At 70.7% G+C, this 20435-nt stretch carries 18 protein-coding genes; 15 read left to right on the top strand and 3 right to left on the bottom strand.

Going from position 1 to position 20435, the window contains the following annotated elements; genetic code table 11:
* Positions 1–27: 27 nt before the first annotated feature.
* Entirely contained in the window at positions 28–2238 is a 2211-nt protein-coding gene (locus OGH68_RS06285; RefSeq protein ID WP_264249934.1) for an elongation factor G-like protein EF-G2, read from the bottom strand.
* A 276-nt stretch (positions 2239–2514) separates the two neighbouring features.
* Here OGH68_RS06285 and pgsA point away from each other — a divergent pair, with 276 nt between their 5' ends.
* The 15 genes from pgsA to OGH68_RS06210 all read left to right on the top strand — a co-directional run bounded on the left by pgsA (position 2515) and on the right by OGH68_RS06210 (position 17990).
* Positions 2515–3180 (top strand): phosphatidylinositol phosphate synthase, encoded by a 666-nt coding sequence (gene pgsA, locus OGH68_RS06280; protein ID WP_264242320.1) that lies wholly within the window; start codon positions 2515–2517, stop codon positions 3178–3180.
* Positions 3180–4076, top strand: coding sequence for a phosphatidylinositol mannoside acyltransferase (locus tag OGH68_RS06275; RefSeq protein WP_264242319.1), 897 nt, complete (start codon positions 3180–3182; stop codon positions 4074–4076). Before pgsA ends, OGH68_RS06275 begins: the two co-directional genes overlap by 1 nt.
* Positions 4073–5236, top strand: a complete 1164-nt coding sequence (locus tag OGH68_RS06270; RefSeq protein WP_264242318.1) for a glycosyltransferase family 4 protein — start codon at positions 4073–4075, stop codon at positions 5234–5236. Before OGH68_RS06275 ends, OGH68_RS06270 begins: the two co-directional genes overlap by 4 nt.
* Before the next feature lie 355 nt (positions 5237–5591).
* On the top strand, positions 5592–6086 hold the full coding sequence (locus OGH68_RS06265) for a hypothetical protein (protein WP_264249933.1): 495 nt from the start codon (positions 5592–5594) through the stop codon (positions 6084–6086).
* Between the two features lie 163 nt (positions 6087–6249).
* Entirely contained in the window at positions 6250–7158 is a 909-nt protein-coding gene (gene pdxS / locus OGH68_RS06260) for a pyridoxal 5'-phosphate synthase lyase subunit PdxS (RefSeq protein WP_264242317.1), read from the top strand.
* On the top strand, positions 7158–7757 hold the full coding sequence (pdxT, locus tag OGH68_RS06255) for a pyridoxal 5'-phosphate synthase glutaminase subunit PdxT (RefSeq protein WP_264242316.1): 600 nt from the start codon (positions 7158–7160) through the stop codon (positions 7755–7757). The genes pdxS and pdxT overlap by 1 nt, the downstream gene beginning before the upstream one ends.
* A 62-nt stretch (positions 7758–7819) precedes the next feature.
* Entirely contained in the window at positions 7820–8572 is a 753-nt protein-coding gene (locus tag OGH68_RS06250) for a YebC/PmpR family DNA-binding transcriptional regulator (RefSeq protein ID WP_264242315.1), read from the top strand.
* Positions 8573–8690: 118 nt separating this feature from the next.
* Complete coding sequence (gene ruvC, locus OGH68_RS06245; RefSeq protein ID WP_264242314.1) at positions 8691–9233, top strand: crossover junction endodeoxyribonuclease RuvC; 543 nt, start codon at positions 8691–8693, stop codon at positions 9231–9233.
* Positions 9230–9838, top strand: a complete 609-nt coding sequence (ruvA, locus tag OGH68_RS06240; RefSeq protein WP_264242313.1) for a Holliday junction branch migration protein RuvA — start codon at positions 9230–9232, stop codon at positions 9836–9838. Before ruvC ends, ruvA begins: the two co-directional genes overlap by 4 nt.
* 99 nt (positions 9839–9937) lie before the next feature.
* Entirely contained in the window at positions 9938–10999 is a 1062-nt protein-coding gene (gene ruvB, locus OGH68_RS06235; RefSeq protein ID WP_264242312.1) for a Holliday junction branch migration DNA helicase RuvB, read from the top strand.
* A 266-nt stretch (positions 11000–11265) separates the two neighbouring features.
* Entirely contained in the window at positions 11266–11739 is a 474-nt protein-coding gene (yajC, locus tag OGH68_RS06230) for a preprotein translocase subunit YajC (protein ID WP_264242311.1), read from the top strand.
* A gap of 149 nt (positions 11740–11888) precedes the next feature.
* A complete protein-coding gene (secD, locus tag OGH68_RS06225) occupies positions 11889–13664 on the top strand; it encodes a protein translocase subunit SecD (RefSeq protein ID WP_264242310.1) in 1776 nt (591 codons plus the stop codon).
* A 1-nt stretch (position 13665) separates the two neighbouring features.
* Positions 13666–14775 carry a protein translocase subunit SecF gene (gene secF / locus OGH68_RS06220; RefSeq protein ID WP_264242309.1) on the top strand — a complete coding sequence of 370 codons (1110 nt, stop codon included), beginning with the start codon at positions 13666–13668 and terminating at the stop codon, positions 14773–14775.
* A complete protein-coding gene (locus tag OGH68_RS06215; RefSeq protein WP_264242308.1) occupies positions 14772–15317 on the top strand; it encodes an adenine phosphoribosyltransferase in 546 nt (181 codons plus the stop codon). Before secF ends, OGH68_RS06215 begins: the two co-directional genes overlap by 4 nt.
* 189 nt (positions 15318–15506) lie before the next feature.
* Positions 15507–17990, top strand: coding sequence for a RelA/SpoT family protein (locus tag OGH68_RS06210; RefSeq protein WP_264242307.1), 2484 nt, complete (start codon positions 15507–15509; stop codon positions 17988–17990).
* 79 nt (positions 17991–18069) lie between these two features.
* Here OGH68_RS06210 and OGH68_RS06205 read toward each other — a convergent pair whose 3' ends face one another.
* Together OGH68_RS06205 and OGH68_RS06200 are read right to left on the bottom strand one after the other, a co-directional pair.
* Positions 18070–19299 (bottom strand): DUF349 domain-containing protein, encoded by a 1230-nt coding sequence (locus tag OGH68_RS06205; protein ID WP_264242305.1) that lies wholly within the window; start codon positions 19297–19299, stop codon positions 18070–18072.
* Positions 19300–19473: 174 nt separating this feature from the next.
* Positions 19474–20253: a peptidylprolyl isomerase gene (locus OGH68_RS06200; RefSeq protein ID WP_264242304.1), complete on the bottom strand. Its 780-nt coding sequence runs from the start codon at positions 20251–20253 to the stop codon at positions 19474–19476.
* Between the last annotated feature and the right edge of the window lie 182 nt (positions 20254–20435).

Genomic DNA, 20435 nt, shown 5'->3' with positions numbered 1-20435 from the left:
GGGCGGGCGGCGCCGGCGGGGCGGTGTTCAGGCGTTGGCGGTGGCCTGTTCGCGCATTCTGTCGGCGACCTGCTGCGGCATCGCCTCGTGGCGTGCGTAGCGGCGGCTGAACCGGCCGGTGCCGTGGGAGATGGAGCGGAGGTCCACGGCGTACCTGCCGATTTCGAGTTCGGGTACCTCGGCGCGTACGAGGGTGCGCGATCCGGCGGTCTGTTCGGTGCCGATGACTCTGCCGCGGCGGCCGGACAGGTCGCTCATGACCGGTCCCACGTATTCGTCTGCGACCAGGATCTGCAGTTCCGCGACGGGTTCGAGCAGGTTGATGCGGGTGTCGGCGGCGGCTTCGCGCAGGGCGAGGGCGCCGGCCGTCTGGAAGGCGGCGTCGGAGGAGTCGACGGAGTGCGCCTTGCCGTCGCGGAGGGTTATCCGTACGTCGACGAGGGGGTAGCCGGCGGCGACGCCGCGGGCGGCCTGGGCGCGTACGCCCTTCTCCACGGACGGGATGAACTGGCGTGGCACCGCGCCGCCGACGACCTTGTCGACGAACTCGACGCCCGAGCCGGGCGGCAGCGGGTCGACGTCGATCTCGCAGATCGCGTACTGGCCGTGTCCGCCGGACTGTTTGACGTGCCGGCCGCGGCCGGCGGAGCTGCCGCTGAAGGTCTCGCGGAGCGACACCTTGTGCGGGACCACGTCGACCTGGACGCCGTAGCGGTTGCGGAGCCGTTCGAGGGCGACGTCCGCGTGTGCCTCGCCCAGGCACCACAGGACGACCTGGTGGGTGGCCTGGTTCTGTTCGAGGCGCATGGTCGGGTCCTCGGCGACGAGGCGGGCGAGGCCCTGGGAGAGTTTGTCCTCGTCGGCCTTGCTGTGGGCCTCGATGGCCAGCGGCAGCAGCGGGTCCGGCATGGCCCAGGGCTCCATGAGGAGCGGGTTGTCCTTGGCGGACAGGGTGTCCCCGGTCTCCGCGCGGGTGAGTTTCGCGACGCAGGCCAGGTCGCCGGCGATGGCGTGGGGGAGAGGACGCTGCTGTTTGCCGAAGGGTGCGGACAGGGCGCCGACACGTTCGTCGACATCGTGGTCCTCGTGGCCTCGGTCGGCGAGGCCGTGCCCCGACACATGCACGGTGTCGTCGGGCCGTAGCGTCCCGGAGAAGACGCGGACCAGCGAGATCCGGCCGACGTACGGGTCGGAGGCCGTCTTGACGACCTCGGCGACGAGCGGACCGGCGGGGTCGCAGCTGATCTGCGGGCCCGGCCTGCCGTCGGGGGTGGTCACGGTGGGCGGTTCGGGCTCGAGCGGCGTGGGGAAGCCGCCGGTGATCAGCTCGAGCAGCTCGACGGTGCCGAGGCCCTGCCTGGCTCCGTTCACGGCGGGGGCGGCGGCGAGGACGGGATGGAAGGTGCCGCGGGCGACCGCCTTCTCGAGGTCGTCGATCAGTGTCTTGAGGTCGATCTCCTCGCCGCCGAGATAGCGGTCCATGAGGGTCTCGTCCTCGCTCTCCGCGATGATCCCTTCGATCAGGCGGCCGCGGGCCTCCTCGATCACCGGTGCCTGCCCGGGGTCCGGCGGGTTCCCCTTCCGTTCGCCGTTCGAGTAGTCGTAGATCTTCTGCGTGAGCAGCCCGAGGAGGCCGGTGACGGGTGCGTGGCCGTCGGCGTGCTGGGGCCCGTACTGCGGCAGGTACAGCGGCAGTACGGCGTCGGGGTCGTCGCCGCCGAAGATGCGGGCGCAGACGCCGGTGAGCTCGTCGAAGCCGGTGCGTGCGGTCTCCAGGTGGGTCACCACGATCGCGCGTGGCATGCCGACCGCGGCGCACTCCTCCCAGACCATCCGGGTCGCGCCGTCGACGGCGTCGGCCTCCTGCGCGGCCGAGACGACGAAGAGTGCCGCGTCCGCGGCGCGCAGACCGGCGCGCAGTTCGCCGACGAAGTCGGCGTATCCGGGGGTGTCCAGCAGGTTGATCTTGCAGCCGCCCCATTCGAGTGGGACGAGCGAGAGCTGTACGGAGCGTTGCTGGCGGTGCTCGATCTCGTCGTAGTCGGAGACCGTGGCACCGTCCTCGACCCGGCCTGCCCGGTTGACCGCTCCGGCGGTCAGTGCGAGTGCCTCGACCAGGGTCGTCTTGCCGGATCCGCTGTGGCCGACCAGCACCACATTCCGTACGGATGCGGGGCGGTCGGCCGTTACTGCCCTGCCGGCGGCTCCGGGGTGGTTCGCATGCGCCTTGTCGCCCATGATCTTGCCTCCCGATCGATTCACGGCTCGATTGCACGGCGAGGAAGGAAGCCGCGGGCGGCGGGGGAGCCGTGAAGGCGTCCCGAAGGGCGTCCGGGGCAGCTCCGGCGATGCCCGCGGTGGTCCTTCGAGCTTTCCACTCCCGTCACTGTGCGTCCATACGTCCGACGCCGCCTCCGGGGCGGGTGCGCGGCGCTGCGGCTCGGCGGTCGTGGCTACGATGGGCCAGCCGGTGGCCGTAGGGGCCACACGGCCCACCGGACCCTCGGGAAGGCCATGCTGAACAAGTACGCGCGTGCATTTTTCACGCGTGTCCTCACACCGTTCGCCGCGTTTCTCCTCCGCCGCGGGGTGAGCCCGGACGCGGTCACCCTCATCGGGACGGCCGGGGTGATGGCGGGGGCGCTGGTCTTCTTCCCCCGCGGGGAGTTCTTCTGGGGCACGATCGTCATCACGCTGTTCGTCTTCTCCGACCTGGTGGACGGCAACATGGCGCGCCAGGCGGGGATCTCGAGCCGCTGGGGTGCGTTCCTGGACTCGACTCTGGACCGGGTCGCCGACGGAGCGATCTTCGGCGGCTTCGCGCTCTGGTACGCGGGCCGCGGCGACGACAACGTGCTGTGCGCGGTGGCCATCTTCTGCCTGGCCAGCGGGCAGGTGGTGTCGTACACGAAGGCGCGCGGCGAATCGATCGGTCTGCCGGTGGCGGTCAACGGGCTCGTCGAACGCGCCGAGCGCCTGGTGATCTCGCTGGTGGCCGCGGGGCTCGCGGGGCTGCACGGGTTCGGTGTGCCGGGGATCGACATCCTGCTGCCGATCGCGCTGTGGATCGTCGCCGTGGGCAGTGCCGTGACGCTGGGGCAGCGGGTGGTGACCGTGCGGCGTGAGTCGGCGGAGGCCGACGCGGCCGCGGCGCGCGACCACGGGGCGGAGGCCTCGTGATGCGGGACAGGCTCACGGACGCGCTGTACGGACTGGGCTGGGGCGCCGTCAGGAAGATGCCGGAGCCGATGGCGGCCCGGCTGGGCCGCACCATCGCGGACACGGCGTGGAAGCGGCGCGGCAAGGGCGTGCTGCGGCTCGAGTCGAATCTCGCCCGGGTGGTGCCGGACGCCGGTGCCGAGCAGCTCCGGGAGCTGTCCAGGGCCGGGATGCGTTCGTACATGCGCTACTGGATGGAGTCGTTCCGGCTGCCGAACTGGAGCCGTGAGCAGATCGAGCGGAACGTACGGGTCCAGGACTCCCACCATCTGATCGACGGCCTCGCCGCCGGACGCGGGGTGGTCGTGGCCCTTCCCCACCTGGCGAACTGGGACCTCGCCGGTGCCTGGGCCACCAGGACGGTCGGCGTGCCGTTCACGACGGTCGCCGAACGCCTCAAGCCGGAGAGCCTCTACGACCGGTTCGTCGCCTACCGCGAGAGCCTCGGCATGGAGGTCCTGCCGCACGCCGGCGGCGCGGCGTTCGGGACGCTGGCGCGGCGGCTGCGCTCGGGCGGCCTGGTGTGCCTGGTCGCGGACCGGGACCTGTCCGCCTCCGGCGTCGAGGTGAAGTACTTCGGCGAGACGGCCCGCATGCCCGCCGGGCCGGCGCTGCTCGCCCAGCAGACCGGTGCGCTGCTGCTGCCCGTGACCCTCTGGTACGACCGCGCTCCCGCCATGAACGCCCGCGTCCACCCGCCCGTCGAGGTGCCGGAGGCAGGTACGCGGGCCGAGAAGACGTCCTCCATGACACAGGCGCTGGCCGATGCCTTCGCCACAGGGATCGCCGAACACCCGGAGGACTGGCACATGTTGCAGCGGCTGTGGCTCGCGGACCTCGAGGAGCGCCGGACGTGAAGATCGGCATCGTCTGCCCGTACTCGTGGGACGTGCCCGGTGGTGTGCAGTTCCACATCCGGGACCTCGCCGAACACCTCATCCGGCTCGGCCACGACGTCTCCGTGCTCGCCCCGGCGGACGACGAGACCCCGCTGCCGCCGTACGTCGTTTCCGCCGGGCGGGCCGTGCCCGTCCCGTACAACGGTTCCGTGGCACGGCTGAACTTCGGCTTCCTGTCGGCGGCCCGGGTGCGGCGGTGGCTGCACGACGGCACCTTCGACGTGATCCACATCCATGAGCCGGCGTCGCCCTCGCTGGGACTGCTGTCGTGCTGGGCGGCGCAGGGGCCGATCGTGGCCACCTTCCACACGTCGAACCCGCGCTCACGGGCCATGATCGCCGCGTATCCGATCCTGCAGCCGGCGCTGGAGAAGATCAGCGCCCGGATCGCGGTGAGCGAGTACGCGCGGCGCACCCTGGTCGAGCACCTCGGCGGCGACGCCGTCGTCATCCCGAACGGCGTCGACGTCGGCTTCTTCGAGAAGGCAGAGCCCAAGAAGGAGTGGCAGGGGAACACGATCGGCTTCATCGGCCGCATCGACGAACCCCGCAAGGGCCTGCCGGTCCTGATGAAGGCGCTGCCGGCGATCCTCGAACAGTGCCCGGACGCGCGGCTTCTGGTCGCGGGGCGCGGCGACGAGGAGGAGGCCGTCGCGATGCTGCCGCCGGCCATGCGCGACCGAGTGGAGTTCCTCGGGATGGTCAGCGACGAGGACAAGGCGCGGCTGCTGCGCAGCGTCGACGTGTACGTGGCGCCCAACACCGGCGGTGAGAGCTTCGGCATCATCCTCGTCGAGGCGATGTCGGCGGGAGCGCCGGTGCTCGCCTCCGACCTGGACGCGTTCGCGCAGGTCCTCGACCAGGGCGCGGCGGGCGAGCTGTTCACCAACGAGGACGCGGCGGCGCTGTCGGCTGCGGCGGTGCGGCTGCTCCGTGACCCGGCGCGGCGCGCGGAACTGCGGGCGCGGGGCAGCGCGCATGTGCGGCGCTTCGACTGGTCGACGGTCGGGGCGGACGTGCTGGCGGTGTACGAGACCGTGACGGACGGCGCGGCGTCGGTGGCGGCTGACGAACGCGTGGGGTTGCGGGCGCGGTTCGGGCTGGCGGCACGGGACTGACGGGGGCGCCGGGGGCGTTGCGGGTGCGAGTGCGTGGCGCCTGCGGCGGGCTCCCCCCGGACCCCGGTACCGCGCTTCGCGCTGTGGCCTCGAACGCCGGCCGGGCTGGATGTGCCGCGCAGCGGCACACCAGCCCGCCGGGCGGAGGCGAAACCAGCCCCGCCGGCGCTTGAGGCGCGGGGGTCCGGGGGGAGCCCCCGGGAACGGGTCCGGGGCCTGCCCCGGTTTCGGGGAAGGGGAGGGGACAGGTCCCGCGCAGCGGACCCGGTGGGGAACGAGCGCGTAGCGCTCACCGGTAGCCTTGCCGCCCGTGAGCACCCTGATCTGGATCGTCGTCGCGCTCGTCGCCATCGGCATGTACCTCTCCTGGACCGCCGGCCGCCTCGACCGGCTGCACGCCCGGATCGACGCGGCCCGCGCCGCGCTCGACGCGCAGCTGCTGCGGCGTGCTTCCGTCGCGCAGGAGCTCGCGACCTCCGGCGTGCTCGATCCCGCCGCGTCGATCGTTCTCTACGAGGCGGCGCACGAGGCCCGCCAGGCGGAGGAGGAGCACCGCGAGGTCGCGGAGAGCGAGCTGAGCGCAGCGCTCCGGGCCGTGTTCGGGGCGGCCGAGCAGGTCGAGGCGGTACGGGAGGTGCCGGGCGGCGAGGACGCCGCCGGGGAGCTCGCGCAGGCGGTGCGCCGGGTGCCCATGGCGCGCCGGTTCCACAACGACGCCGTCCGTGCGGCCCGCGCGCTGCGGCGGCACCGTACGGTCCGCTGGTTCCGGCTCGCGGGTTACGCCCCGTTCCCGCTGGCGTTCGAGATGGACGACGAGCCGCCCGCGGCACTGGCGGACCGGCCCACCTGACCCGTGCTGGGGGTCGAATGCCACATGATCGCCGCCTGACCGGCGAAAACGATCCACCGGCCGTTCATTGGCCCTTGCAGTGGACTGGTCGGCGCATGTTCCATCGGTGACGCACCACAACGCACCACAACGCACCACAACGTCGTCATCGAGTGAGGTACCCGTGTCCGTCACCCCCACCCCGCAGACCCCCGAGACCGGCACCGCGCGCGTGAAGCGCGGTATGGCCGAGCAGCTCAAGGGCGGCGTGATCATGGACGTGGTCAACGCCGAGCAGGCGAAGATCGCAGAAGACGCGGGCGCTGTGGCCGTCATGGCGCTGGAGCGCGTGCCCGCCGACATCCGCAAGGACGGCGGCGTCGCCCGGATGTCCGACCCGAACATGATCGAGGAGATCATCGACGCGGTCTCCATCCCGGTGATGGCCAAGTCGCGCATCGGCCACTTCGTCGAGGCCCAGGTGCTGCAGTCCCTCGGCGTCGACTACATCGACGAGTCCGAGGTCCTCACCCCGGCCGACGAGGTCAACCACTCCGACAAGTGGGCTTTCACCACTCCGTTCGTGTGCGGCGCCACCAACCTGGGCGAGGCGCTGCGCCGTATCGCCGAGGGCGCGGCGATGATCCGCTCCAAGGGCGAGGCCGGCACGGGCAACGTCGTGGAGGCCGTCCGCCACCTGCGCCAGATCAAGAACGAGATCGCCAAGCTGCGCGGCTTCGACAACAACGAGCTGTTCGCCGCCGCGAAGGAGCTCCGCGCCCCGTACGAGCTTGTCAAGGAGGTCTCCGAGCTCGGCAAGCTGCCGGTCGTGCTGTTCTCCGCCGGTGGTGTGGCCACTCCCGCGGACGCCGCGCTGATGCGCCAGCTCGGTGCCGAGGGCGTCTTCGTGGGCTCCGGCATCTTCAAGTCGGGCGACCCGGCCAAGCGCGCCGCGGCCATCGTGAAGGCCACGACCTTCTACGACGACCCGAAGATCATCGCGGACGCGTCCCGCAACCTGGGCGAGGCCATGGTCGGCATCAACTGCGACACCCTGCCCGAGGCCGAGCGCTACGCCAACCGGGGCTGGTAATGACCACTCCCGACGTCCCTGTCATCGGGGTTCTGGCGCTGCAGGGCGACGTACGGGAGCACCTGATCGCCCTGGCCGCGGCCGATGCCGTGGCCAGGCCGGTCCGGCGCCCCGAGGAGCTGGCCGACGTCGACGCCCTGGTGATCCCGGGCGGCGAGTCCACCACCATCTCCAAACTGGCCGTCCTGTTCGGACTGATGGAGCCGCTGCGCGAGCGGCTGGGCGCGGGCATGCCCGTCTACGGCACCTGCGCCGGCCTGATCATGCTCGCCGACAAGATCCTCGACCCCAGGTCGGGGCAGGAGACGTTCGGCGGCATCGACATGATCGTCCGCCGGAACGCCTTCGGCCGGCAGAACGAGTCGTTCGAGGCGGCCGTCGACGTCAAGGGGGTCGACGGCGACCCGGTCGAGGGCGTCTTCATCCGCGCACCGTGGGTGGAGTCCGTCGGCGCGGAGGTCGAGGTGCTCGCCGAGCACGACGGCCACATCGTCGCCGTCCGGCAGGGCAACGCCCTGGCCACCTCCTTCCACCCCGAACTGACGGGCGACCACCGCGTGCACGGCCTGTTCGTGGACATGGTGCGCGCGGGCGGGTGACACGATCCCGGTAGGATCTCTCGGGTTCGTTCAGTAAAGGGTTACGCGAAGGAGACAGGCAGATGTCCGGCCACTCTAAATGGGCTACGACGAAGCACAAGAAGGCCGTGATCGACGCCAAGCGCGGCAAACTCTTCGCGAAGCTGATCAAGAACATCGAGGTGGCCGCCCGTACCGGCGGCGCCGACCTGGACGGCAACCCGACTCTCTTCGACGCCGTGCAGAAGGCCAAGAAGAGCTCGGTCCCGAACAAGAACATCGACTCGGCGATCAAGCGCGGCGGCGGCCTCGAGGCCGGCGGCGTCGACTACGAGACGATCATGTACGAGGGTTACGGTCCGAACGGTGTCGCGGTACTCATCGAGTGCCTGACCGACAACCGCAACCGCGCCGCCTCCGACGTGCGTGTCGCCATGACCCGCAACGGCGGCTCCATGGCCGACCCGGGCTCGGTGTCGTACCTCTTCAACCGCAAGGGCGTCGTGATCGTCCCCAAGGGCGAGCTGTCCGAGGACGACGTCCTGGGCGCGGTGCTCGACGCGGGCGCCGAGGAGGTCAACGACCTCGGCGAGTCGTTCGAGGTGCTCAGCGAGGCCACCGACCTGGTCGCGGTCCGCACCGCCCTGCAGGACAACGGCATCGACTACGACTCGGCCGAGGCCAACTTCGTCCCGACCATGCAGGTCGAACTGGACGAAGAGGGCGCGCGCAAGATCTTCAAGCTCATCGACGCCCTCGAGGACAGCGACGACGTGCAGAACGTCTTCGCCAACTTCGACGTGTCCGACGAGGTCATGGAGAAGGTCGACGCCTGACGCACCCTCATGGCGCGTACACGGACGGGCCGACGGGACACGCTCCCGTCGGCCCGTCCGCGCTTTGTCGGTGCCTACCGATAGCCTGCACAAACAGTTGAGCGAAGGAGGCGACGGCGTGCGCGTGCTGGGGGTGGACCCGGGGCTGACCCGGTGCGGTGTCGGCGTCGTCGACGGCGTCGCCGGCCGTCCGCTGACGATGATCGGCGTCGGGGTCGTCCGGACCCCCGCCGACGCCGAGCTGGGCAGCCGGCTGGTCGCGATCGAGCAGGGAATCGAGCAGTGGCTCGACGAACACCAGCCCGAATTCGTCGCCGTGGAGCGGGTCTTCAGCCAGCACAATGTGCGTACGGTGATGGGCACCGCCCAGGCCAGCGCCGTCGCCACGCTCTGTGCGGCCCGGCGCGGCATCCCCGTGGCCCTGCACACCCCCAGCGAGGTGAAGGCCGCCGTCACCGGCAGCGGGCGCGCCGACAAGGCGCAGATCAGCGCGATGGTGACGCGGCTGCTGCGGCTCGACGCCCCGCCGAAGCCGGCCGACGCCGCGGACGCCCTCGCCCTCGCCATCTGCCACATCTGGCGCGCACCGGCCCAGAACCGCCTCCAGCAAGCCGTCGCCGCGCACCGCACGGCGTACGCATCGAAAGGCCGTACCGCATGATCGCCTTCGTGAGCGGCCCTGTCGCCGCGCTCGCACCGACCACCGCCGTGATCGAGGTCGGCGGCATCGGCATGGCCGTCCAGTGCACGCCGGGCACGCTGGCCACGCTGCGTATCGGGCAGGGCGCGAAGCTCGCGACCTCGCTCGTCGTCCGTGAGGACTCGCTCACGCTGTACGGCTTCGCCGACGACGACGAGCGTCAGGTGTTCGAGCTGCTCCAGACCGCGAGCGGTGTCGGACCGCGGCTCGCGCAGGCCATGCTCGCCGTGCACAGCCCCGACGCGCTTCGGACCGCCGTCGCCGGCGGGGACGAGAAGGCCCTCACCGCGGTGCCCGGCATCGGCAAGAAGGGTGCGCAGAAGCTGCTGCTCGAGCTGAAGGACCGGCTCGGCGAGCCGGTGGGCTCCGCCCCGCCCGTCGGCTCCCCGGCCGGCCAGTCGTGGCGCGACCAGCTGCACGCGGCGCTGATCGGCCTCGGCTATGCGACGCGGGAGGCGGACGAGGCGGTCGCGACGGTGGCTCCGCAGGCGGCGGCGATGGGGGACGCGCCGCAGGTGGGCCCGCTGCTGCGGGCGGCGCTCCAGTCCCTGAGCCGCGCGCGATGACCCCCGCGCGCTGCGCGGAGCCGTTCCCCTCCCCGCCGCAGGCGCCCTCGCACCCGCCCCACCAACCGCACAGACCACCACCACAAAGGCAGACACCACGTGAACCGGGACGACGAGACGACCACCCACTCCGCGGACGCGCGGCTGGTCGCGCCCTTGGCCGACGGTGAGGACAGCGCCGTCGAGGCGGCCCTGCGCCCCAAGAGCCTCGACGAGTTCGTCGGCCAGGAGAGGGTCCGCCAGCAGCTCGACCTCGTGCTGAGGGCGGCCCGTCAGCGCGGCGCCACCGCCGACCACGTCCTGCTGTCCGGCGCGCCCGGCCTCGGCAAGACCACTCTGTCCATGATCATCGCGTCCGAGATGAACGCGCCGATCCGTATCACCTCCGGCCCCGCCATCCAGCACGCCGGTGATCTCGCGGCCATCCTCTCCTCCCTCCAGGAGGGCGAGGTGCTCTTCCTCGACGAGATCCACCGGATGTCCCGGCCCGCCGAGGAGATGCTGTACATGGCGATGGAGGACTTCCGGGTCGACGTCATCGTCGGCAAGGGCCCGGGCGCCACCGCCATCCCGCTGGAGCTCCCTCCGTTCACCCTGGTCGGCGCGACGACGCGGGCGGGTCTGCTGCCGCCACCGCTGCGCGACCGCTTCGGCTTCACCGCGCACATGGAGTTCTACGAGCCGTCCGAGCTGGAACGCGTCATCCACCGATCCGCACAGCTTCTCGACGTCGAGATCGACACCGACGGCGCCGCCGAGATCGCCGGCCGCTCCCGCGGCACCCCCCGTATCGCCAACCGTCTGCTGCGCCGGGTCCGCGACTACGCGCAGGTGGAGGCCGACGGGTGGGTCGACCGTGAGGTGGCCGCAGCGGCGCTGAAGGTGTACGAGGTCGACGACCGCGGCCTGGACCGGCTCGACCGTGCCGTGCTCCAGGCGCTGCTCAAACTGTTCGGCGGCGGTCCCGTGGGCCTGTCGACGCTCGCTGTGGCCGTCGGCGAGGAGCGCGAGACCGTCGAGGAGGTCGCCGAGCCGTTCCTCGTACGGGAGGGCCTGCTGGCCCGCACCCCGCGAGGGCGGGTCGCGACCCCCGCGGCCTGGGCACATCTCGGTCTGGTGCCCCCGCCGGCCTCCGGCGGGGGGCAGCAGGCCGCGTTCTGACGTCCGGGGACCGATCAACGGCGTGGCGCTGCGGGCGGGACCTCTGGACGTCCCGGCCTGAACCAGGACTCAACGGGTGCCTGCTATGTCCTCGCCGGAGGGACACGACGAGGACAATGGCATCGGAGGAACTACGGTGCCATGCTGAGCGTTGTTCCATCGGTGCGGACTCGCTTAGACTCCGCCGATGCCGCCCTTACAGGTCGGCGTGCCCACCCCCGTAGATCGGCCGCTCGCTCAGCGCGGTCATGCGAAGGAATTCCCCCGTGGATATCTTGACCCTCCTCCCCTTCATCGTGCTCATCGGGGCCATGTTCCTGATGACCCGCTCCGCCAAGAAGAAGCAGCAGGCGGCCGCCAACATGCGCGACCAGATGCAGCCCGGCACCGGAGTGCGAACCATTGGTGGCCTTTACGGCACCGTCAAGGAGGTCACAGACGACACGGTCCTCCTCGAGGCGGCTCCCGGCGTCCACCTGATGTTCGCGAAGAACGCGATCGGCGCCGTGCTCTCCGACGAGGAGTACAACCGCATCGTCCACGGCGACGACCCCGAGGCCGACACGCACGTCGTCCCGGACGACGCGTCCTCGCTGATCGAGGCCGACGACGCCGAGGCGGACGACGCCAAGGTCGACCTCGGCAAGAAGGCCGAGGACGGCGGGGAGCCGGAGCAGGCCGCGTCCGACGACGCCCGGCCGAAGGACGGCAAGGCCGACGGCGAGGCCGACGCGAAGTAGCCACGATCGGGGACCGCGATGACGCCGGCAGGCGTCGGGCGGTCCCGCGGCGTGTCGACTGATCGCGGGGGCAGGTCCCCACAACACTTCGTGGCCGCCACGGGCGCACACCCGGCGCCGTGGGCGGTTGGACAGGGAGAAACGAGAAGGTGGCAGCACCGAACAGGGGCCGAAGGCCCGCGGGGGCTCAGGGCAAGCCGGGGCGTGCCCTGGCTCTGATCCTGATCGCCATGGTCGCGCTCACGGGCGGGATGTTCGCAGCGGGCGAGTTCACGCCACGTCTGGGCATCGACCTGGCGGGCGGTACGTCCATCACGCTCCAGGCCAAGAGCCTGCCCGGCCAGAAGGACGCCGTCAACGAGACCAACATGAACACGGCGGTCGGGATCCTCGAGCGCCGTGTCAACGGTCTCGGTGTCTCCGAGGCCGAGGTTCAGACCCAGGGCGACAATCACATCATTGTGAACATCCCCAAGGGCACGAACTCGGAGCAGGCCCGTCAGCAGGTCGGCACCACCGCCCAGCTGTTCTTCCGGCCCGTTCTGACGGTCGCCGCCGGCGGTCCCGCCGCCCCGGAGCCCTCGCCCAGCGCCTCGTCGAGCGACAAGGCGAAGGAGGACAAGGACAAGGCGGGCACCACGCCGTCGGGCTCCCCGTCCTCCAGCCCCTCGCCCAGCACCACCGCCCAGGGCCGCGCGGTCACCGACGGCCTCAAGGCGCCCGCCGCGAGCCCGAGCCCTTCCGGCTCCGGTGAGCCGAAGGCATCCGAGAGCCCCAAGCCCGGTGAGAGCCCCGAGCCGAAGCCGTCCGACCCGGCCACCGGCGCGCTCGAGAAGCAGTTCACCGCTCTGGACTGCACCGACCCGAAGGCCCGCGGCAAGCTCGGCGACAACGTCAAGCCGTCCGACACGGCCATCGCCTGCGGCAAGAACAGCGCCGGCCAGTGGGAGAAGTACATCCTCGGCCCCGCCGAGGTGGACGGCCGGGACGTCGACGAGGCCAAGGGCCAGCTCGACCAGACGCGCGGCATGTGGATCGTCACGATGGACTTCACCGACACCGGTGCCAAGAAGTTCCAGAAGATCACCAGCCGTCTTTCCCAGCAGCAGCCCCCGATGAACCAGTTCGCCATCGTCCTCGACGGTGAAGTGGTCTCCGCCCCGCAGGTGAACCAGACGCTGAGCGCCAGCGCCGAGATCACCGGCGACTTCGATCAGGAGTCCGCCCAGAACCTGGGCAACATCCTGTCGTACGGCGCGCTGCCGCTGTCCTTCGAGGAGGACAGCGTCACCACCGTCACGGCCGCCCTCGGTGGTGAGCAGCTCAGGGCCGGCCTGATCGCCGGTGCGATCGGCCTCGCCCTCGTCGTCATCTACCTGGTCGTCTACTACCGGGGCCTGTCACTGATCGCCCTGCTGAGCCTCGCCGCCTCGGCGATCCTGACGTACACGCTGATGACTCTGCTCGGCCCGGCCATCGGCTTCGCGCTGAACCTGCCGGCCGTCTGCGGCGCCATCGTCGCCATCGGTATCACCGCCGACTCGTTCATCGTCTACTTCGAACGCATCCGGGACGAGATCAGGGAAGGCCGCACCCTGCGGCCGGCGGTCGAGCGCGCCTGGCCGCGTGCCCGCCGCACCGTCCTCGTCTCCGACTTCGTGTCGTTCCTCGCCGCCGCGGTGCTGTTCGCGGTCACCGTCGGCAAGGTCAAGGGCTTCGCGTTCACGCTGGGCCTGACCACCCTCCTCGACGTGGTCGTGGTGTTCCTCTTCACCAAGCCGGTGATGACGCTGCTGGCCCGCAGGAAGTTCTTCGCCGACGGCCACCCGTGGTCCGGACTCGACCCGAAGCGGCTCGGCGCCAAGCCGCCGCTGCGGCGTTCGCGCCGCACCACCGCCCCGACGACCGACCCGAAGGAGGCGTGAGATGTCCCGACTCGGCAATCTCGGCGCCAGGCTCTACCAGGGCGAGGTCGGGTACGACTTCGTCGGCAAGCGCATGCTCTGGTACGGCGTCTCCATCCTGATCACGATCACCGCGGTCGTCGCCCTCGCCGTTCAGGGCCTGAACATGGGCATCGAGTTCAAGGGCGGCGCCGTCTTCACGACGCCCAAGGCGGACGTCAGCGTCAGCCAGGCCACCGAGGCGGCGGAAGCGGTCTCCGACCACATCCCGATCGTGCAGGAGCTGGGCACCGGCGGTCTGCGCATCCAGATCAGCGGTGTGGACACGGCCGAGGCCGACCGTGTCCAGAAGGACCTCGCCCAGGAACTCAACATCCCGGCCGAGCAGATCAACGCCGATCTGGTCGGACCCAGCTGGGGTGAGCAGATCGCCAACAAGGCATGGACCGGCCTCGCCGTCTTCATGCTCCTCGTCGTGGTCTACCTGGCCATCGCCTTCGAGTGGCGGATGGCCGTGGCGGCCCTGGTCGCGCTGATCCACGACATCACCATCACGGTCGGCATCTACTCCCTCGTCGGCTTCGAGGTCACCGTCGGTACGGTCATCGGTCTGCTGACGATCCTCGGTTACTCGCTGTACGACACGGTGGTCGTCTTCGACAGCCTGAAGGAGGGGCAGAAGGGCATCACCAAGCAGACCCGCTTCACCTACAGCGAGATCGCCAACCGCAGCATCAACAGCACCCTGGTGCGTTCCATCAACACCACGGTCGTCGCGCTGCTGCCGGTAGCCGGTCTGCTGTTCATCGGCGGCGGTTTCCTCGGCGCGGGCATGCTCAACGACATCTCGCTGTCGCTGTTCGTCGGTCTCGCGGCCGGTGCCTACTCCTCGATCTTCATCGCCACACCGCTCGTCGCCGACCTCAAGGAACGCGACCCGCAGATCAAGGCCCTGAAGAAGCGGGTGCTCGCCAAGCGCGCGGCCGCCGAGGCCAAGGGCGAGACCGGGCAGGACGAGGCGGACGAGCAGGACGGGCCGGCCGACCTGGCGCCCGCCGAGGCGGCGGCCGCCGGAGCGGTCGTCGGACCGCGCGGCCGCGGCCGGGGCCGTCCTTCGGGCAGGCGTCGATGACGGTGAACGCCACCCAGGAGCTGCTGCTCAGCCGCATCCGTGACGTCGCGGACCATCCGAAGCCGGGCGTGGTCTTCAAGGACATCACGCCGCTGCTCGCCGACCCGGTCGCGTTCACGGCGCTGACGGACGCGCTGAGCGAGTTCTGTGTGCGCCACGGCGCGACGAAGATCATCGGCCTCGAGGCGCGCGGCTTCATCCTCGCCGCCCCGGTCGCCGTGCGCGCCGGCATCGGGTTCATCCCGGTGCGCAAGGCGGGCAAGCTCCCCGGAGCGACGCTCTCCCAGGCGTACGAGCTGGAGTACGGCAGCGCCGAGATCGAGGTGCACGCCGAGGACCTCAGCGCGGGAGACCGTGTCGTGGTCATCGACGACGTGCTCGCCACCGGCGGCACCGCCGAGGCGTCGCTGGAGCTGATCCGACGCGCCGGGGCGGACGTCGTCGGCGTCGTGGTCCTGATGGAGCTGGGATTCCTGGGCGGCCGTGCCCGGCTCGAGCCGGCGCTGGCCGGTGCGCCGCTGGAGGCACTGATCACCCTGTGACACGCCTGTGAGCTGCGGATTCTCCGCCTCGCTCACAGAGCGTCCCGCCGAGACGGGCGCCCGGGAACACCTGGGCGCCCGTCTCGCGTTGTGAGAGGCCCTGGTCCCCGCGCGATCGGGGACGCCGAGGTCGATACCATGGCCTTTCCGGGCCTGACCGGGGGACCCGGAACCGCACGAGGAGCGCTCTTGCCAGACGAGGCCCAGCCCGCCGCCCCGCAGCCCGACCAGAAGGCCGACCAGGCCGCGGCATACCCTGTCACGCCCGAGCCGAAGCGGACCCAGGGGCCGGCCCCCGCCGCGCCCGAGCGGGTGAGCCAGGTCCCCGTCACCGCCCCGAAGCCGCTGCCGCCCGGCCCGGCACGCACCGGCGGCTCCTCGAACCGCGTGCGCGCACGCCTCGCGCGCCTGGGCGTGCAGCGCTCCTCGCCGTACAACCCCGTGCTCGAACCGCTGCTGCGGATCGTGCGCAGCAACGACCCGAAGATCGAGACGTCCACGCTGCGCCAGGTCGAGAAGGCCTACCAGGTCGCCGAGCGCTGGCACCGCGGCCAGAAGCGCAAGAGCGGCGACCCGTACATCACGCATCCGCTCGCCGTGACCACCATCCTCGCCGAACTCGGCATGGACCCGGCGACCCTGATGGCCGGCCTGCTGCACGACACGGTCGAGGACACCGAGTACGGCCTCGACCAGCTGCGCCGCGACTTCGGCGACTCGGTGGCGCTCCTCGTCGACGGTGTCACCAAGCTCGACAAGGTCAAGTTCGGCGAGGCCGCGCAGGCCGAGACCGTGCGCAAGATGGTCGTCGCCATGGCCAAGGACCCGCGGGTCCTGGTCATCAAGCTCGCCGACCGGCTGCACAACATGCGCACCATGCGCTACCTCAAGCGGGAGAAGCAGGAGAAGAAGGCCCGCGAGACCCTCGAGATCTACGCGCCCCTGGCCCACCGGCTGGGCATGAACACCATCAAGTGGGAGCTCGAGGACCTCGCCTTCGCGATCCTCTACCCCAAGATGTACGACGAGATCGTGCGCCTCGTCGCCGAGCGCGCGCCCAAGCGCGACGAGTACCTCGCCATAGTGACCGACGAGGTCCAGTCCGACCTGCGGGCCGCCCGTATCAAGGCCACCGTCACGGGCCGGCCGAAGCACTACTACAGCGTCTACCAGAAGATGATCGTCCGAGGCCGTGACTTCGCGGAGATCTACGACCTGGTGGGCATCCGTGTCCTGGTCGACACGGTCCGCGACTGCTACGCCGCCCTCGGCACCGTGCACGCGCGATGGAACCCGGTCCCCGGCCGGTTCAAGGACTACATCGCGATGCCGAAGTTCAACATGTACCAGTCGCTGCACACGACCGTCATCGGTCCCAACGGCAAGCCGGTCGAGCTCCAGATCCGCACGTTCGACATGCACCGCCGCGCCGAGTACGGCATCGCCGCGCACTGGAAGTACAAGCAGGAGACCGTCGCCGGCGCCTCCAAGATCCGCACCGACGTCCCCAAGGCAGGCAAGGGCACCGCCGGCCAGGACACCGTCAACGACATGGCCTGGCTGCGGCAGCTGCTGGACTGGCAGAAGGAGACGGAGGACCCGGGCGAGTTCCTGGAGTCGCTGCGCTTCGACCTCTCCCGCAACGAGGTCTTCGTCTTCACGCCCAAGGGCGACGTCATAGCGCTCCCCGCGGGCGCCACCCCCGTCGACTTCGCCTACGCGGTGCACACCGAGGTCGGCCACCGCACCATAGGCGCCCGCGTCAACGGGCGTCTCGTGCCGCTCGAATCCACCCTCGACAACGGTGACCTGGTGGAGGTCTTCACCTCCAAGGCCGAAGGCGCGGGGCCCTCCCGCGACTGGCTCGGCTTCGTCAAGTCGCCGCGGGCCCGCAACAAGATCCGCGCCTGGTTCTCCAAGGAGCGCCGGGACGAGGCCATCGAACAGGGCAAGGACGCCATCGCGCGGGCCATGCGCAAGCAGAACCTGCCGATCCAGCGCATCCTCACCGGCGACTCCCTGGTCACCCTCGCGCACGAGATGCGCTACCCCGACATCTCGTCGCTGTACGCGGCCATCGGCGAGGGCCATGTGGCCGCGCAAGGCGTCGTGCAGAAGCTGGTGCAGGCCCTCGGCGGCGAGGAGGCCGCCAACGAGGACATCGCCGAGTCCACCCCGCCGTCCCACGGCCGCGGCAAGCGCCGCAAGAGCGCCGACCCCGGTGTCGTGGTCAAGGGCGTCGAGGACGTCTGGGTCAAGCTCGCCCGCTGCTGTACGCCGGTACCGGGCGACCCGATCATCGGCTTCGTCACGCGCGGCAGCGGCGTGTCGGTGCACCGCGCGGACTGCGTCAACGTCGACTCGCTCTCGCAACAGCCCGAACGGATCCTCGACGTCGAATGGGCCCCCACCCAGTCGTCCGTCTTCCTCGTCGCCATCCAGGTCGAGGCGCTGGACCGCTCCCGGCTGCTGTCCGACGTGACCCGGGTCCTGTCCGACCAGCACGTCAACATCCTCTCGGCGGCCGTGCAGACCTCCCGCGACCGGGTGGCCACCTCGCGCTTCACCTTCGAGATGGGCGACCCCAAGCACCTGGGCCACGTCCTCAAGGCCGTCAGGGGTGTGGAGGGCGTGTACGACGTCTACCGCGTGACCTCCGCCCGGCGGCCGTAGCCGGCGGACTCGGCACACGAAAGGGCCCGGTACGCATTACGCATCCGTACCGGGCCCCTTTCGTGTGCGGCCGACTGTCTCAGCCCCCGAACTCCTGCAGACCCTTCAGCGCCTGGTCCAGCAGCGCCTGACGGCCCTCGAGCTCCTTGGCGAGCTTGTCCGCCCTGGCGTTGTTGCCCGAGGCGCGGGCCGCGTCGATCTGCCCGCGCAGCTTGTCGACGGCCGCCTGGAGCTGACCGGTCAGACCCTCGGCACGCGCACGCGCCTCCGGGTTCGTCCGGCGCCACTCGTTCTCCTCGGACTCCTGAAGGGCCCGCTCCACCGCGTGCATCCGGCCCTCGACCTTGGGACGGGCGTCGCGCGGCACATGGCCGATGGCCTCCCAGCGCTCGTTGATCGAACGGAAGGCGGCACGCGCGGCCTTCAGGTCGGTCACCGGCACCAGCTTCTCGGCCTCGGCGGCGAGCTCCTCCTTCAGCTTGAGGTTCTCCGCCTGCTCCGCGTCACGCTCGGCGAACACACCGCTGCGCGCGGCGAAGAAGACGTCCTGCGCACCGCGGAAACGGTTCCACAGGTCGTCCTCCGCCTCGCGCTGGGCACGGCCCGCGGCCTTCCACTGCGCCATCAGGTCCCGGTAGCGGGCCGCGGTGGGGCCCCAGTCCTTGGAACCGGAGAGCGCCTCGGCCTCCGCGACCAGCCGCTCCTTGACCTGGCGGGCCTCCTCGCGCTGCGCGTCCAGCGACGCGAAGTGCGCCTTGCGGCGCTTGGAGAACGCGGAACGCGCGTGTGAGAAGCGGTGCCACAGCTCGTCGTCGGACTTCCGGTCGAGCCTGGGCAGGCCCTTCCAGGTGTCCACCAGTGCACGCAGCCGCTCGCCCGCCGCCCGCCACTGCTCGCTCTGCGCCAGCTCCTCCGCCTCGGTGACCAGGGCCTCCTTGGCCCGGCGTGCCTCGTCGGTCTGCTTCGCCCTCTGGGCCTTGCGCTCCTCGCGACGCTTCTCGACCGTCTCCACCAGCGCGTCGAGCCGCACCCGGAGCGCCTGCAGGTCGCCCACCGCGTGGTGCTCGTCCACCTGCTGACGCAGATGGTCGATGGCGGCCTGGGCGTCCTTGGCCGACAGGTCGGTCGTCTTCACCCGCCGCTCGAGGAGGCCGATCTCGACCACCAGGCCCTCGTACTTGCGCTCGAAGTAGGCCAGAGCCTCCTCTGGACTCCCGGCCTGCCACGATCCGACGACCTGCTCGCCCTCGGCAGTACGCACGTACACGGTGCCCGTCTCGTCGACGCGGCCCCACGGGTCGCTGCTCACAGCGCCTCCTCAACCTGATGCCGACGAGGGTTCGTCCCCCCGGGCATCGTCCACAGTTTCCTGGACGGGCCTCGCCCGCCCTCCACAACGCGCGTCAGCGCACGCTGCACAACGCCCAATCTAGGCGACCGGCCGCCCGGCTGTCCGCACTCAGCGCGACCGAAATTACGCCGCTCACACCTTCGTGACCGTGGCCTTCTCGACAGTGACGGCCTTCTTCGGGGGACCGTCGGCGCCGCCGCCCTCGACTCCGGCCTTCGCCACGTCCTTCACGGCCTTCAGGCCCTTGTCGTCCATGGTCCCGAAGGGCGTGTAGGCGGGCGGCAGTTTGGTGTCCTTGTAGACGAGGAAGAACTGGCTGCCGCCCGAGCCCGGCTGGCCGGTGTTCGCCATCGCGACCGTGCCCGCCGGGAAGGTGACCGTGCCGTCCGCGGCCGCCTTGCCGAGAGCGTCGAGGTTCTCGTCGGGGATGGTGTAGCCGGGACCGCCGGTGCCGTCGCCCTTCGGGTCGCCGCACTGCAGCACGAAGATGTTCTCCGTGGTCAGACGGTGACACTTCGTGCCGTCGAAGTAACCCTTGTCCGCCAGCGACTTGAACGAGTTCACCGTGTGCGGCGTCTTCGCGGCGTCCATGGCGATCTTGATGTCGCCCGCGCTGGTTGCGATCGAGAACGAGTACTTCGCCTTCTGGTCGATCGCCATCGCCGGCTCGGGGTTGCTCGTCTCCGAGGCGGAGGGGCTCGGCGAGGCGCCGGGCGACGCGGCGTCGTCCTTCTCGTCACCGGTGAGGCCCATGGCGTAGACGCCGCCGCCGGCGCAGAGCACCACGGCCACCGCCGCCGCGATGGCGGAGTTGCGCACCTTGGCCTTCCGCCGCGCCTGCTCCCGACGCTGCTGCTGGCGCTCGAACTTCTCCCTGGCGAGCTGCCGCCGCCGCTGATCGCTGCTGACCACCGGGTCTTCTCCTTGTGCGTCTTGTCCGTCTGGATACGTCGCGTCATCACGTCGCGTAGTCACGACCGCCGAGCTTGCCCCGTACCGTATACGGGTTGGCTGTGCGATGAGCAGCGCCGGTAGGCTCTGATCTGCTGCAATCCACCGCCTTAGCTGTCCGACGACGACCGAACTGAGGACGA

The organism is Streptomyces peucetius (assembly GCF_025854275.1).
Lineage (GTDB): Bacteria > Actinomycetota > Actinomycetes > Streptomycetales > Streptomycetaceae > Streptomyces > Streptomyces peucetius_A.
Note: the sequence above shows the minus strand (reverse complement) of the source record. Positions and strands in the feature narration are given on the sequence as shown.